The sequence below is a fragment of the Paenibacillus polymyxa genome, assembly GCF_018614975.1.
In the GTDB taxonomy this organism is placed as follows: domain Bacteria; phylum Bacillota; class Bacilli; order Paenibacillales; family Paenibacillaceae; genus Paenibacillus; species Paenibacillus polymyxa_E.
Map to the genome: position 1 here is coordinate 24242 of NZ_JAGGNR010000026.1, position 14810 is coordinate 39051.

Consider the following 14810-nt stretch of genomic DNA (forward strand, 5'->3'; position numbering starts at 1 on the left):
CTCAGCACAGAGTGGAGCAACTGAATTATAGCAATGGAAAAGGGCGGACTATAGAACAACATTTCAATGCGGATGTTGAAATATTAACTTATTGATGGGAACAGGAGATTTCAAGTCACAGGAAAACGAGAGAACATAAAATCATATAGAAATGTAAGGGTTTTCAATATAAAATAGGACTTCGGTGTAGAACAACTTCAAATTCAGGGACAGGGTGAAACGATGAAATTCACAGTATTTGCGAAGACGGTCATTCTTCTAATCTGCCTGCTGGTACCCATTCTGCTGCTGTATACATACGCGAACCAGGCAAATGTGAACATGGTGGTAGAGGAGAAACAGCAGTCGAGTCTGAACCAGTTCAATTATTTCAGTTCCCAGGTGGATAAAAATATCGAGCAGCTCTCTCTGTATGGCCTGACATTGCTGCGAGATCCGAGTATCCTGCATTACCGTTACATGACGGACTCCACCAGCCAATATGAGAAAAACAGCATCTATCTGGATATTCTCGACAAATTATCATTGTACCAGTCCACCAGCCGCTGGAAGAATGATATTACCATTGTCCTGCCACAAGCGGAACTTGTGTTATCCACCATGTCCAGCCGGACGGTCTACGATGAGAAGATGTTGACGTTTCCGCAACCGGGCCAATGGCAGCTGGAGCAGGGGAGTTTCACCTACTTTTTCACAGATAACTATGAGTGGAATGAAAAACCGGTGAACACAGGTGTGCGAACGGTGATGGAGATTAATTTTGACCCGATGAACGTGGTTGCCATGTTGGATGATTTCAAAGAGACACAGGGAGGAGATCCTTTCTTGCTAGTACCAGGTAACGATCCGTTGCTGAACCGTACGGCAGACCCCGAACTGGTCGAAGCGATCATGCGTGATATCCCCTTTAACGGACCGGAGAGGGAAGGCAATCATCAATTGGAGGTGGGCGGTAAACAATATCTGGTCAGTTACGTGCACTCCAAACAACTGCAAGCGGTATACGTGAACCCGGTGGTATTGGATGATTTGTTAACCCCGATGGACAAGAGCCGAAATATGTTTATTACCTCCATTCTGTTACTGCTGGTGCTGAGTATCGGGGCTGCACTGCTTTTGTATCGAAAAGTTCAGGTGCCCATCCATCGTTTGATGAGAGGGCTGCAACAGATTCGCAAAGGCCAGCTGTCCACACGGATTTCGGTCGATCACTCCCGTGATGAATTCACTTACCTGACCCAGAGTTTCAACCATATGGCAGAGCAGATTCAGGAACTAATTGAGAAGGTATACGAGGAACGCATCCGTTCACGGGAAGCCACATTGAAACATCTGCAATCACAGATCAATCCGCATTTCCTGTACAACTGCCTGTTTTATATCAAAAATATGACCCAGCTCGGCAACCGTGAAGCGGTTATTGCCATGTCGCTAAGTCTGGGAGACTACTATCGCTACATTACGCGGGGCGAGAATGACATGACAACAGTGGAAGAAGAGATCCGACTGCTGGACCATTATCTGTCCATTCAACAGATGCGGACCAACCGGCTGACCTACGAGATCGCTGTACCGCAGCAACAGATGCAGCTCCACATTCCACGGCTTCTCATTCAACCGATCGTAGAGAATGCAGTGATCCACGGCATCGAACCGATGGAAGGCAGTGGGCATGTCGTCGTAACGGGGATGGCGGTACCCGAACATATTGAGGGACGAAAATATACAAGATACAGCCTGTTTGTAGACAATGATGGTGTCACACTAACAGCGGAAGAGATTGCCGAATTGGAACGGGAGATCAATGAACCGATGGGCGAAGAGATTGGAACAGGCACGTGGAATGTGCACCAGCGTCTCGTTACGCGATATGGGCTGTCGTCCGGGCTTCATTTTGGAGCGATTCCCTATGGGGGACTTAGTGTAGAAATTCGATGGTTTGAGGAGGAACAACCATATGATGAATCTGATGGTCGTGGATGATGAACACTCGGCAGTAGAGTCGATTGCTGTCTCGATACCCTGGAGAGAACACGGGATTGGTCAGGTATTCAAAGCCTATTCGGTCAAAGAGGCTCTGGAACATATGGCATCACATCAGGTCCATATTATTATCACGGATATCCGCATGCCGGGTCTGTCCGGTCTGGATCTGGTCAGTCATATCCGGCAAAAGTGGGAACAGACCAAATGTATTATTTTATCGGGGCATGCTTCCTTTGATTATGCGAAGCAGGCGCTCAAACATGGGACAGTCAGTTATCTGCTCAAACCGGTCCGGGATGAAGAACTGATCGAATCCGTACAACAGGCCGCAGTGCAGATTCGCCTGGAGGGTGAGAAACAAATGCTGCATCAGCGGGCCATGTATTCCGTGAGGGAACATCTGCCGGAGAAGCGGGCGGAGTTGATGAAGGATGTACTGTTAGGACATAAATTTGCGGATGCTGAACTTGAAGGCAAGCTGGAGCAATTGGAGATCGGGTTCCGTCCACAGGATAAAATGCAACTGTTGCTCATCCGGTATGATGACCATCAACCTACACATAAAGCGTTTCGACTGATGAAGTATGCCATCTCAAATGTGGTGGAAGAGATCTACGGCAGTACCTATTATCTCTGTCATACGGATGATGCCTATGATGATCTGGTCTTCATGGCCAGTCCCAAACCAACCCAAGCCGAACCGGAAATGTTAATGGGCCGACTTGGAGAGCGATTGATTCACAGTGTGAGGCAGTATCTGAACGCGACCATTTCCCTATCCGTTAGTCGTATGGGACGTTTCCCAGATCAGGTGCCGCAGCTATATCATCAAGCCGTGAGTGCACTTCGCAAGCAGGCCGAGGCTGGAAAAGGATTACATCTGAATGCGGCGGCGGGAACCAATGGGGCCACGTTGAAGTCTCTTGCAGCACTGTATGAACCGCCGGGTCTGACGACGTTACTGGAAGCCGGGCGCATGGAGGATGCACACCGTAAGATTGATCAGATCTTTGCCGAACTGTCGAACAGTGTGTTTCCGGAACATGTGTATGTGGCTTTTCATTATCTGGCGGCTGCATTCTCCTATATGGCTCATCGGGAAGGAAGACAGTTAGCCGAAGTGCTTGGCGAGCAGTACCAGCAGCTGCTCAAGGATGGTTATGGCATTTCGTTGCGCAGTCTGGAAACGTGGACTCGGTCTGTAATGCAGCAGTGGGCAGAGAGCACAATTGATGCGGGACAGGATGCCGGATCAACGCTGATTCGGCAGGTGCAGCAGTGGATTGACCATCATCTGGGCGACGATCTATCGTTGCAGGTCATTGCCGGAGAGGTGCATCTGCACCCGGTATATCTGTCGAAAATGTACAAACAATCCACGGGTGAAGGCATTAGTGATTATATTATCCGTTCCAGAATGGAACGTGCGGTTCATTTGCTCAAGCATACAGCGATGAAGATCTATGAAGTCGGTCAGGAAGTGGGGTACAACAACACGCCTTATTTCATTCAGGTGTTCCGCAAACATTATGGACTGACCCCGCAGGATTTTCGGAACGGTTAACAAATCAATATGAACATTGAAATTGTGATATATGTTTGCCTCCCCGGCTGCACTATCCTTTTCATGTAAGGTGCATTTGGCACATTAGGGTATCCAAGTTACCTGAGGAGGGGTTAGTTCATGTATAGAAAAATGATGACGGCATTGCTCGCAATCACGATGGTTGCCGTAACGGCATGTAGTTCGGGGGCCAAGGAAGAACCGGCGAAGGAAGCCGCTGCACCACTTGCTCTGCAAGACGGGAAGTATGAACCTGCGGTACAAATGAGTTATTTGCGGGCCTGGAATGATGATACCAAGTTCAAGAACGGGGAAACGGCGCAGAACAATGTGCATACGAAATGGGCCAAGGAACGACTTGGCATCGATCTGACCACACCGTGGGCCGTATCGGTGACCAATGATGCATTTTACACGAAATTGCGCCTGTCCCTGTCGGCTAACGAGGAACTGCCGGATATCGTCTCCATTCGGGGGGACTACAATCTGGTGCGGGAATTAATTGAATCCGGTAAATTCGCGAATGCAGGCGAGTTGTTTGACCAATATGCTTCGGACACATGGAAACAGGCTTCTGAATCGGCACCGGAGGAATGGTATCCGTACATGTATGAGGGCGAGCGTTATGGCATTCCGATCTTCGATTATGCGTATAACGGTGATTCGGTCATGTTCATTCGGGAAGACTGGCTGAAGAAGTTGGGCCTGGAAGAACCGAAAACGATCGATGAACTGGTTACGGTCATGGATGCTTTTACAAATCAGGACCCGGATGGGAACGGCAAGAAAGATACGTATGGTCTGACCGTGGGCATGAAAAATGCGCTCAATACCTGGATGACGGAATCGGGCTGGATCTTCGGTATGTACAACACCATGCCTGGACAGTGGAATGATGTGGGAGACGGAACACTGCAATATGGCTCCATTCACCCAGGTGTGAAGGAAGGCCTTGCAACGATGAAAGATTGGTTGTCCAAAGGTTATCTGCCCAAAGAAGCAGGCGTCTATGACGAGATCAAGGCAGCAGAACTATTCACCGCAGGCAAAGCGGGCATTATCGTGGGACCACACTGGATGCCAAACTGGCCGATTGATGATGTGAAGAAAAATGTGGATGGTGCCACATACAAGGCCATTGCATTACCTACGGGGCCAACAGGCGAGAGCCACCAACATGGATCTGGTGCAAGTAACGGCGTTGTGCTGATTAACAAGGACATGGCGAACCCGGAGATTTTCTTCACATATCAAAATTATCTGTTTGACAACTTTGCCAACCCGGAAGTGGGCAGCGAGTTCGAACATGGTTTCGCGCAGGGATATGACTATGACATCGTGGATGGCAAAGTGGTTGGTGAAGCTGAAGTGAAGGATGGCGTATCACCACTCAAATATTCGATTACGTATGATGGTGCACGGATTCCGAATCTGATGATGGATACGCTGGCGGAACTTGCGAAGGGCAAAGAGCCGGAGACTCCTTTTGAGAAAAATACGAAGATTGCCAACAAACCTGAAGTATTTGCGGCCGCTGAAGTGGTCGTTACGAATAAAGATAACGCGATTAAGAACAAGTTCACGGGAGCACCAACCGAGACGATGAAAATGAAGAAGGACGCGATCGACAAGCTGGAAAAGGATACATTCAGCAAGATCATCTATGGTCAGGTGGGCATTGAGGAATTTGATGCGTTTGTGACGAAGTGGAAGTCCATGGGCGGGGATGATATTACAGCGGAAGTGAATGAGTGGTATAAGACAGTCAATTAATATCAATGCAGGGTAGAACGGATGAAGAATTCATCGGTCTACTCTGCTTTTTTAGTAGGCATTTTAATGACAAAAAACAACAAGGATAAGAAAAATAGAGCCTTTGAAGTTGTAACCAATAATCGGATTCCTTCACCCGAGTCTTTTATACCGAACAAAACATCTATTAAGGACACTGAACCTGAAATGATGAGTACAATCAGTGCAAGTAAGTACATGATCAACTATGACTCGCAGCGCACAAAAGTTACGTGTTTTCCTAAAATCACATTCTCCACCTTCCATCCGGCATTTAACCAGGATAGTGCCTGTGTATGATTCATGGAATTATTCACCCACCATTGTTCGCGATTATACGCTGTAGGGGGTAACGTAAATCCGAGAATCTCCTCAAGCTCTGCATATGTAAGGGTGATTGAAACCTGATTCAGATAGTTTTCCAAGGGGAAGTATTTGCTGTAGCTCATTTAGTCGAACCTCCTGAAAAGGAATACAATGATTATACAACGTGGGGATGATGATAGCGAGAGCTAGCCAACAACCGTGCGTAAGCCTTATTGTTCCGATTGTTCTTGAGAGAGTAAAATAATAGGTAATATACGAATGTTAATACGTAGTTATAACATAGACATTAGATGCATGGGAAGGCAGGAGATTAAATGAGTACACTTTATGATCAGGCGATGGAAGAGATGATTACGACGATCCATGAATGGTTTGATGAACAGGAAAAGCGGGATGACTTGGAGAGTGTTGTGAAGCGAACCACGCTGCAAATGGGTATTTTCAATGATATTGTACTGGATTACAGACCTGGACGGACCACGGTAGACAGCCTGGATCTGGGTTTGGATGATGGTTTGAAATCGAAGCAGGCAGGGTCCTTTACCGAGGAACAGGTACGTAACGAGATTGGGCCTAAGCTTGTTGAGGTTGTTCAGGGAAGATTGGACAAGCTGGCAGATACTCCGTTGATTGACTACCGCTTCACCTTCCGCGGGAAATTTCCAACAACCGAAGGTAAGCTGCAACTGACATTGCTGGAATATATTAATGAAGAGAAAAGACAACTGCTCCTTGAGCGTATTCATACCTATATAGGCAAGAAACTGGAAAACGGTACATACCCAACGAAGCCATTGGAATCCTTCTTTTTGACGAGTCATCTGCTCGATCCAAAGCTGTTCCCGGAGCTCGATGTAGCATGGACGATCAGGCAGTATGACCGGATTCAAGAGTTGAATCAGGGTCGTCCGGAGTCACTTGCGGAACATCGTCGTGAGATTACTCGTGCAGTGACGACATGGGCGGAGAATCAGTTTTTGCCACAGTATTATGATGTTCAGTCTTCGCCTTATCGTACCAATGAATATTCGCTTAAGCCCGGAGCAACGCTTCAATCGAACATTGAAACACAGACAGGCCAACATTTGGACGAGCATGGGGTGCAGCAAACATCCGGGACTCAACCAATCGATCTGCTGTTATACGCGGCGGTCATGATTCTACGTTTTGAGCCGAGTTATAGCAAACCCAAAGGTGTGACTTTTCTGGAACTTGCGAAGCAACTCGGTAGCAAACGTGCGGCACGTATGATGACAGAAGGTAGCGGTACGTATGCGAAGGAAGATATTCATGTGAAAACGGAAGAAGTGGAATGCAAAGCAAATGATGTATTTGCTCTGATGACCATTCACATTCGTAAGGAAGAGTCAGGTGCCTATCAACAGGCACTTACCTTTATCACTCATTTATTGAAACAGGACTTTCCGAAAGGTTATAAGATCAAGCTCAAGTCCAGCGTAAAGCAGTATTTGCCGATCAAAGGGCTCGCGAAGTCGGATACCCACCGATTCTTTGCCAATGCACTGGCGTACCCGGAGCTATATCCACTCCTGGAAGAGTATGCGCGTGAGGCTATCCAGGAGTTTGAGTTCTACGAGGATACTGAGGGAGAGAAAAGCTGTATGCCGGGCAGTTATGCAACCTTTGGGCTGGGGCTCGTGGATGAGCGGTATTTCCCGCTGGTTGAATATTACATGGGCGAAGTGGATGATGAGCATCAGTTGATTCAGGATAAGTTCATTGCGGCATTTGTAGAAAAACAGGGTGTAACGGCCAAGTCCATACCTGCGTTAGTTGCCAGCTTACGTCGTTCGACGGACAGTCTGAAGCTGAAGATTCAGCCCGAGCTGGAGAATGAGGAAATACTCGAACTGTTGGTTAGACAGATTCAAAAACTTGAGTATTATGAAGCGGAACGTGTACTCTATCCGATCTTTGGCAAGGTGGAGAAGCTCACAACGCTCGCTCGCAAGGCTGAGGGAAGACGGAAGGAATTATTGCTGGAACTGTTGCAGGCCGCAGGGAAATAAAATGTAAGCAACACAAGTAAGATTGTGCTGTGCCAGCCAGTAAAGCATTTTAGAGAAGTGAAAGTGTATAAGGAAAGGTGGGGGAAGTTGTGGAGTCGTTGAGACGAGACATGTGGCAGACGTTGAATGCTCAGGACAAAGAGGCATGGATGCGTAAGCTTGTTCGTCAGTTACCAGACGGTATGGTATATGAGGGTCTCGAGACATTTGAACGATTCGGTCAGCGGATGGAGACAGGTGTATTTACGGAGGATGGGCTGAGATTTGTGTTTGTGCCTGGGGATCAAGTAACACTCGGCTGGGATCGTTGGCAGCATGGTATGAACGAAGAGACCTCAGCCGACCTGCATGAAACGGTCAGTGAGTATGGTGTGGAGGACGTGGATTCGTTTCTGGCGAGTCAGATGTCACCAGTAAGAACGGTCAACATTGCGCCGATGCTTGTTGAATGCGAACTGATCTCGCTTGGCTGGATTGAAGTGTCCAAGGAGGAAGCATTTGCGCAGGAAAATCCTGATTTCCCGTCAGCACTGGAGCAGTTTATGCAGTCAGATATACGTGAATATGAATTGTATCAACAATTCCGTCTGATTCGCCATAGTGAGAATGAAGTCCGAATCCTATGGTTCAACGAAGGAATAGAGTTGGAAGACGTTGTGAGGGAGGAAGCTGCGGCGGGTTTTGGTTTGCTGACCGAAGACGAATGGGAGTATATTTATGGCGGCGGTTGTCGCACGTTATTTCCCTGGGGTGACAGCTTCGACTATACGATGAGATTGAAGCACTTTGGAAGTCTGGAAGGCGTGGATGAGATTGTGGGTGGATCGGCAGAGATGGCCTCTTCACGGGTTGAAGAAAAGGATGATCGTCCTTATGTTCTGGAAATGCCAAATTTCTTCGGAGTGCAATTTGCCGGAGACCCCTACAAGTATGAACTTACGCTCGGTTCGTCTGGGGATGTGATGCCCAAAGGCGGAGACGGCGGTAGCCTGATATGTGGTGGTACAGGGCCGCTGGTTGGTTTCTTGCCTGCTGCTGCGGTCTATTATCGAGACGTTAATGCCTCTGAACTCGACTGGGAGGATTTGATGGATGCGATGATGTATCGCAGGGTTATTCGTTTGGCTGAACTAAAGGTTTGATGGGTTAACCGAAACAGCTATTAAGTGGTAGCATCCCATACGTAGAAAGAGATTTAGTGAATTCTAAAGGGCAGTTGACAAATAAATGAATAGATGTGTCGCTGTCCTTTGGAATGTTCCATTAGGGCCAGAAGATGTAAGAAAAAGTAATGAATATTTAGATCAAAAGTTCTATACTTAACGAGTCTCAACCAAATCCATTACACAGAGAAGGAGTTAAGTATGTCCAGAATATCCAAATGGCTCATCGTCAGTTTAGTTTCAATTTTTATACTTAGCATGTCGCAATTCACAGTCTCAGCGTCCACTTCAATAGTTCAAACCGCACAGAACGCAGAGCGATCCATTTCATCCAAAGATCGTGTGCAACACAACATTCGTTTTGCAATCAGAGGCACGGAGGTGACCGTGACTACACTTCGAACAAGTTTTGATACTGGTGAACTCAAAGAAAATGAGTACCATTTTACCGATTCAGCTATTCTCCCTAGAATACATACCGGTCTGACGACAACTTCCCATCAGTATGATCCTATCGTTAGTGACACACCAGCAGGGTTAAAAGGATACATAACTTATTATGCCACGGATGATAAGGAGTATTATTACGTTTTGTATGAGTATGATTATCGCTCGAACACTCTTCGCAAGGTGCATGAGGGTGAAAACCGTATCTACTTGGAACCTCAAATCGGAATATATTATACGATTTACGAGAAAAACGTACATAAATCCAACTACTATTCCATGGTCACAGGAAAAAAAATATACACTCGCGGAAATATTTTGCTAGAAAGGGATTTGACAGATACCAAATATGTGGTATCACCAATTCCACAAACCCGTAATTTTGGGGTATATTGCACAGATACTTTAGATTGCCACTATCTTGAATATGGCGGTATAAAGGGGAAAAAGGCCAAAGTAAGTGACTTGTGGATGAAGCCTGACCAGAAGACAGGCTTGTCTACTAAAGCTTTTCAGGTAAGTGCAGATGTTCATTTAAATGTTTCTCAAGGTAACACGAGGGATCGGAAATCAGACTGGACCGTGGTTGTAACCAAGAATGGTAAAAAAACCACACTGATTAAAGAGCGAGTGGGCTATGTGCATTCATTTATCTCTCCCGAAAGAAAAACATTGGTTTTGGTCACGGAGAATGGTTTGGATAGTAAGATGGAGTCTTCCAAGGTGCAAATATATGATTTGAAGACCCTGAAACGGATTCGATCCTATGATTCTCCATATCGCGCTCGTACCCAAAGTATCCAGTGGATTACTGAGGATGAGTATATTATTGAACAGTATTTTTCCAATCCGGGCTCTTACCCGCCATCCTTGTATATTATTTCAGAAAATAAACATCTTAAATTGAATTATAGTACGTACAGTGACTGGAAAAAATATTGGAATTCTTTTCAGTTCTCTAATGTGTTTTTCCCGATGGAACCTGTAGCTATTAAGTCTGATCAGGGTGTATTGGAGTATAAAGGGCAGCCCACCTTCTATATGGAAGGGCAGCATTTTGTTCCTTTAGAAGAATTCACTAAAGCATTTCATATTCAATATAATCTCGACAAGGATCGGATTACCTTCACTCGTGGACAGCGTTCTTCCAGTGTGAATCAACCTTCAAAACAATTGTTGACGCTATACAATCAGACCTTTATTCCTTTAGGTCAGTGGAGTAAGGACTTGGGGCTCAAAGTATCGGAGACAAAAGGAAGCAGGTACAACAAACAATTAAGCATGAGCGATGAAGAAAAGGGAACTGATCTAGCCATGGATCCCAAAATTCTTCCTTTTCATGCAAGAGCACTATGGATGGATCGGGTAGGGGACAGTTACCAATTAGATCCGGTAAATACAAGGCCGATGGAATCAGCTGCGCCAGACCGAATTGATGGTGTAGTGCTGAATTTTGATCGAACATTGACCATTTCCTCCTCTAAAGATTCAATTACAGAGTTGCTGTTCACCAATCCAGACTACACTTCGGTGCTCGGGAAAGTATCTTTAACGGACATACCTGAGAGGAAGTGGGGATTTAGCACAGTCAAGATTCCAGAAAACATGTTACAAGATGGTGTGCTTAATATGATTTTTCCCGTGAAAGAAGGAAAATCAACGATGGTGTACTCCTTAAAGCTTCCAGAACCATTTGATAAAAATAAATTCTAAAGATTCAAAATAAACACACATCAAATCAGCCCCAGCTCATAGAGGGGGACCGAAATGATGTGTGTTTATTTTTGTTTATTTCACTTTTTGTACGGATACCGCCATTTGCTCCAGTTGAGTGTGAGTCAATTGGTTATTCGGTGAGCTGATGGTTACATAACGATCATCCAGCTTGAATGTGAGCATATCCGTTTGATCTGGTGTGTACCATTTGGCGGTAACACCATTGGACAGTTTCACGTCTTTGCTCGTATAACCGTCCGAATAATCTCTTGGAGACACATCCACTTTCATATGGTTGAAAACAAAACTGACGCCGTCGCCACCCGCACCTACACTTTTGAATGTGTCACCTGCGATCATCTGCTGAGGTACATAAGCGGTCTCGAACCCATCGAATTGTGCAAAAGCCTTTTGAATCGCCTCTTTTTGTGCTGCGCTATACGTTACATTTGTCAAAGCTGATGGGTTGCTGGTAGCTTGGCCGATCATGACCTGTCCTTTTTTGCCGTCATAGGATACGGGTACATGCAGTGCATCGGCAAGCGCTCGTACGGGCAGATAAGTAGAGTTATTATAAGTAATTGGCGCAAGTTTGTTGCCATTGCCATCCGTTGGTGAGTAAGCCGCGCCATCGACATTAAAGCTGATTCCATGGTTAAGGTATGCAGAGATTTTCTCCAGCTGCGTTCCGGCAAATACGCCCGTTGCTCCAGTTAATGTCATGCCCAGTACCATCATCGTTGCTACGGATTTCTTCATGTTTTTTTTCATCGTATATCTCTCCTTCAAGTTGGGGTTTAGTTTTGTTTAATGGGCTCGCTGTCCCTTATGGCTTTATATTAAACCCCGAACATATCCAGAATAATTCTGAATTATCTCCAACTTGTAAACATGTGTATATATACGGAGAATGTAGAACGAAAACTGAAGCTGCTAGGCATGTTTGAACGTATTCTTTGCCGAATCGAAACATTTTAGTTAAAAAGATAGAGGATTAGTCCGCCAAACCCAAGTACAATCGCACCAACGTATACATAGGAAAGTTTGCTAAGGTTTTGCTTTGTGCGTCGATCATATTCTGGATTACTGGTCTGATTGGCTTTGGAATTTCCGATGATCATGGTAGCAATACCTCCAAACAAGGCGATACCCACAATTAAAACATAAGGCAACCAGGTCATGAATGGACCTCCTTCGCGAATAAGTTGATATGTCTTTATTGTACTTCAAGTTAACCTTTGATGTAAGCTTCATTTGATAAAATAAGGGAAATGAAGTATCTGTCTTACAGTATGTATGTGGTCTTGGATCGAAAAGATCACTACAATTTTATATTTTTTTAATTCAAAAAAACCTTGATACAACAGGCGTTCGCAGCTTTCTTCACTGAAAGCTGTGAATTTTTTTTGCCCACAAAGTGATCCAGATTAGAGAACCCTGCGTTACACCCTATGAAGACAACGACGAGGAAAAAATTATACACAAAACATAATCGAGGAGTGAACACGTAATGAAAATGAAGATGAAGAAGTTTATCGCACCTGTACTTAGCTTGACACTGTTGATGCCGGGAATCGCTGGAGCAGCTTCCGCACCACAGACACCGATGACAATGATGAAAGCATCCGTGAACACACCTGCGGCTGACCTGAGAGCGAACCTGGACCACCTGTTGTCCGAGCACTTTGCACTCGCAGTAATGGCAATGGCGAAAGCATATGACGGAGCAAAAGATGCAGATGCAGCATATAAAGCACTCGACCAGAATGCACTGGATATGCAACCAGCAATCGCTTCCCTATACGGTGAAGCAGGTGCCAAAGAATTCGAACGCATCTTCCGCGCTCATAACAAATACACAGATGATCTGGTGAAAGCAACCAAAATGGGCAACCAGGCTGGGATCAAACAAGCACGGGATAACATCAATGGTTTCGTGGATGAGTTCTCCACATTCCTGAGCACAGCTACCGAAGGCAAATTGCCAAAAGCAACAGCCAAACAGGCGCTGAAAGTACATGAAGATCTCGTGCAAAACGTATTTGATGAGTATGTAGCTGGAGATTACGCTGATGCATACAAGGCTTACCGTGAAGGTTTCAAAGAAATGTTCGACGTAAGTAAGGCACTCTCCACGGCAATTACGACACAAATGCCTGAGAAATTCCAAAATACCAAAGCGGATACAAAAGCAGCTGATCTGAGATCTGCACTCAACCACTTGGCTTCCGAACACTTTGCGCTTTCGGCTCTGCAAATGCAAGAGGAATTTGATGGACGTACAGCCGCTTCCAACGCACTGATTACAGCTGAAGCTGGAAACACAGCTGATTTCAAAGCAGCGATTGCTTCCGTTTACGGTAACGATGGTGCCAATGCTTTCGAGAAAATTTGGGTAACCAACCACGTTAATGCACAAAGCGACTATGTAAAAGCCGTTAAAAACAACGATGCTACCGCTCGTGCAGCAGTAGAGAAACGTATTGACGGATTTACAACAGAGTTCGCTACATTCCTGGATTCGGCAACAGCTGGCAATCTGCCAAAAGCAGCAGGACAACAAGCACTGACAACGCATGAGAATCAAGTACAAAATGTATTGAATCAATATGCAGCAGGTAAATATGATGCTTCGTACACAACGAATCGTGAAGGCTTCAAAGTGATGTTTGGTGTAGGTCAAGCCTTGGGTAACGCCATAGTGACTCAATTTAACGACAAATTCCAAGAGCCAGCAACACCTGCACCAGAAATGACAACAGTATGGATGCAACTGAACAGCAAAATGTTGAAAATTAACGATAAAACAACCAACATGGATACCACACCAGTGCTTTGGAAAAACACAACATACATTCCACTTCGTTTCCTTAGTGAAGGTATTGGCGCAACGGTGAAATGGGACAAAAAAGCACAGCAAGTAACGGTAATGGCTGGCGATGATACCCTTGAATTCTGGGTGAACAACAACGTTATGGAAGTGAACGGCGTGAAGAAAAATGTGGGTGCAACTGTATTTGTAAACAAAGATGGACGTACGCAAGTACCTCTGCGCTTCATTGCTGAACTTCTGAACTGGGACGTGAAATGGGCACAAAAAGATGGTTCCATTACGCTGACTAAATCGATGTAATATAAAGTTTTCATATGAATCAAACAAAAGAGCTGCCCCATACGGCAGCTTTTTTGTATTCACCCAAAAGTTCAAATATTTGGTATAATCATCGAGTAATGACCTACATAACAGCTTGAATAGCCGATGGAGTCTAGAATGATGTATGATAATTTGGTATAAGCAAAATGAAGAGGGGGACAGAGGAATGAGTACATCATCAAAATCGGAGCGCCAAGCGAGAAATGTGGATACCCGGTTATTTGTGGCTTGGGCCGTTTCCGTTATCGCAACAGGGGGCAGTCTCTATTTCAGTGAGATCAAGGGATACCTTCCATGTGATCTGTGTTGGTACCAGCGCATATTCATGTATCCACTAACGATTTTGCTGGGCATTGCCTACTTTAAGGATGACGTGGGCATCACGAAATACGTACTCCCACTGAGTTTCGTCGGTGGCGGCATTTCGTTATATCATGTAACGATCCAGCGTATTTTTTCCGCTACAGGTAATGCCGTCGCATGCGGTAAGGTTCCATGTTATACCGACTATTTGAACTGGTTTGGTTTCATCACGATTCCATTACTGGCACTGATCGCCTTTATTATCATCATCGTGATGCTGTGGGGTATCGGCAAAACACCAAAATCTTCTTAATAAGAAAGGATAGATG

The 14810-nt window shown here is 45.4% G+C and carries 11 protein-coding genes; 8 read left to right on the top strand and 3 right to left on the bottom strand.

Going from position 1 to position 14810, the window contains the following annotated elements; translation table 11 throughout:
- Window positions 1–222 precede the first annotated feature (222 nt).
- From J7E78_RS20140 to J7E78_RS20150, 3 genes are all read left to right on the top strand, one after another.
- Window positions 223–1983: a sensor histidine kinase gene (locus tag J7E78_RS20140; protein WP_215077913.1), complete on the top strand. Its 1761-nt coding sequence runs from the start codon at window positions 223–225 to the stop codon at window positions 1981–1983.
- Window positions 1958–3550: a response regulator transcription factor gene (locus J7E78_RS20145; protein WP_215077914.1), complete on the top strand. Its 1593-nt coding sequence runs from the start codon at window positions 1958–1960 to the stop codon at window positions 3548–3550. Before J7E78_RS20140 ends, J7E78_RS20145 begins: the two co-directional genes overlap by 26 nt.
- A 120-nt stretch (window positions 3551–3670) precedes the next feature.
- Window positions 3671–5323: an extracellular solute-binding protein gene (locus tag J7E78_RS20150; RefSeq protein WP_215077915.1), complete on the top strand. Its 1653-nt coding sequence runs from the start codon at window positions 3671–3673 to the stop codon at window positions 5321–5323.
- A 224-nt stretch (window positions 5324–5547) separates the two neighbouring features.
- On the opposite strand, the gene J7E78_RS20155 is transcribed toward J7E78_RS20150, so the two are convergent.
- Entirely contained in the window at window positions 5548–5790 is a 243-nt protein-coding gene (locus J7E78_RS20155; RefSeq protein WP_215077916.1) for a DUF7662 domain-containing protein, read from the bottom strand.
- A gap of 192 nt (window positions 5791–5982) precedes the next feature.
- On the opposite strand from J7E78_RS20155, the gene J7E78_RS20160 reads away from it, so the two are divergent.
- The 3 genes from J7E78_RS20160 to J7E78_RS20170 all read left to right on the top strand — a co-directional run bounded on the left by J7E78_RS20160 (window position 5983) and on the right by J7E78_RS20170 (window position 11021).
- Window positions 5983–7698, top strand: a complete 1716-nt coding sequence (locus tag J7E78_RS20160) for a DUF6138 family protein (RefSeq protein ID WP_215077917.1) — start codon at window positions 5983–5985, stop codon at window positions 7696–7698.
- Window positions 7699–7787: 89 nt separating this feature from the next.
- Window positions 7788–8840 (top strand): hypothetical protein, encoded by a 1053-nt coding sequence (locus J7E78_RS20165; RefSeq protein WP_215077918.1) that lies wholly within the window; start codon window positions 7788–7790, stop codon window positions 8838–8840.
- Window positions 8841–9062: 222 nt separating this feature from the next.
- Window positions 9063–11021 (top strand): hypothetical protein, encoded by a 1959-nt coding sequence (locus tag J7E78_RS20170; protein WP_215077919.1) that lies wholly within the window; start codon window positions 9063–9065, stop codon window positions 11019–11021.
- A gap of 75 nt (window positions 11022–11096) precedes the next feature.
- Here J7E78_RS20170 and J7E78_RS20175 read toward each other — a convergent pair whose 3' ends face one another.
- Together J7E78_RS20175 and J7E78_RS20180 are read right to left on the bottom strand one after the other, a co-directional pair.
- Complete coding sequence (locus J7E78_RS20175; protein ID WP_215077920.1) at window positions 11097–11795, bottom strand: stalk domain-containing protein; 699 nt, start codon at window positions 11793–11795, stop codon at window positions 11097–11099.
- Window positions 11796–11998: 203 nt separating this feature from the next.
- Window positions 11999–12205, bottom strand: a complete 207-nt coding sequence (locus J7E78_RS20180; protein ID WP_017692174.1) for a hypothetical protein — start codon at window positions 12203–12205, stop codon at window positions 11999–12001.
- A 335-nt stretch (window positions 12206–12540) separates the two neighbouring features.
- Here J7E78_RS20180 and J7E78_RS20185 point away from each other — a divergent pair, with 335 nt between their 5' ends.
- Both J7E78_RS20185 and J7E78_RS20190 read left to right on the top strand, forming a co-directional pair.
- Complete coding sequence (locus J7E78_RS20185) at window positions 12541–14157, top strand: copper amine oxidase N-terminal domain-containing protein (protein ID WP_215077981.1); 1617 nt, start codon at window positions 12541–12543, stop codon at window positions 14155–14157.
- Window positions 14158–14344: 187 nt separating this feature from the next.
- Window positions 14345–14794: a disulfide oxidoreductase gene (locus J7E78_RS20190; RefSeq protein ID WP_215077921.1), complete on the top strand. Its 450-nt coding sequence runs from the start codon at window positions 14345–14347 to the stop codon at window positions 14792–14794.
- Window positions 14795–14810: the final 16 nt, after the last annotated feature.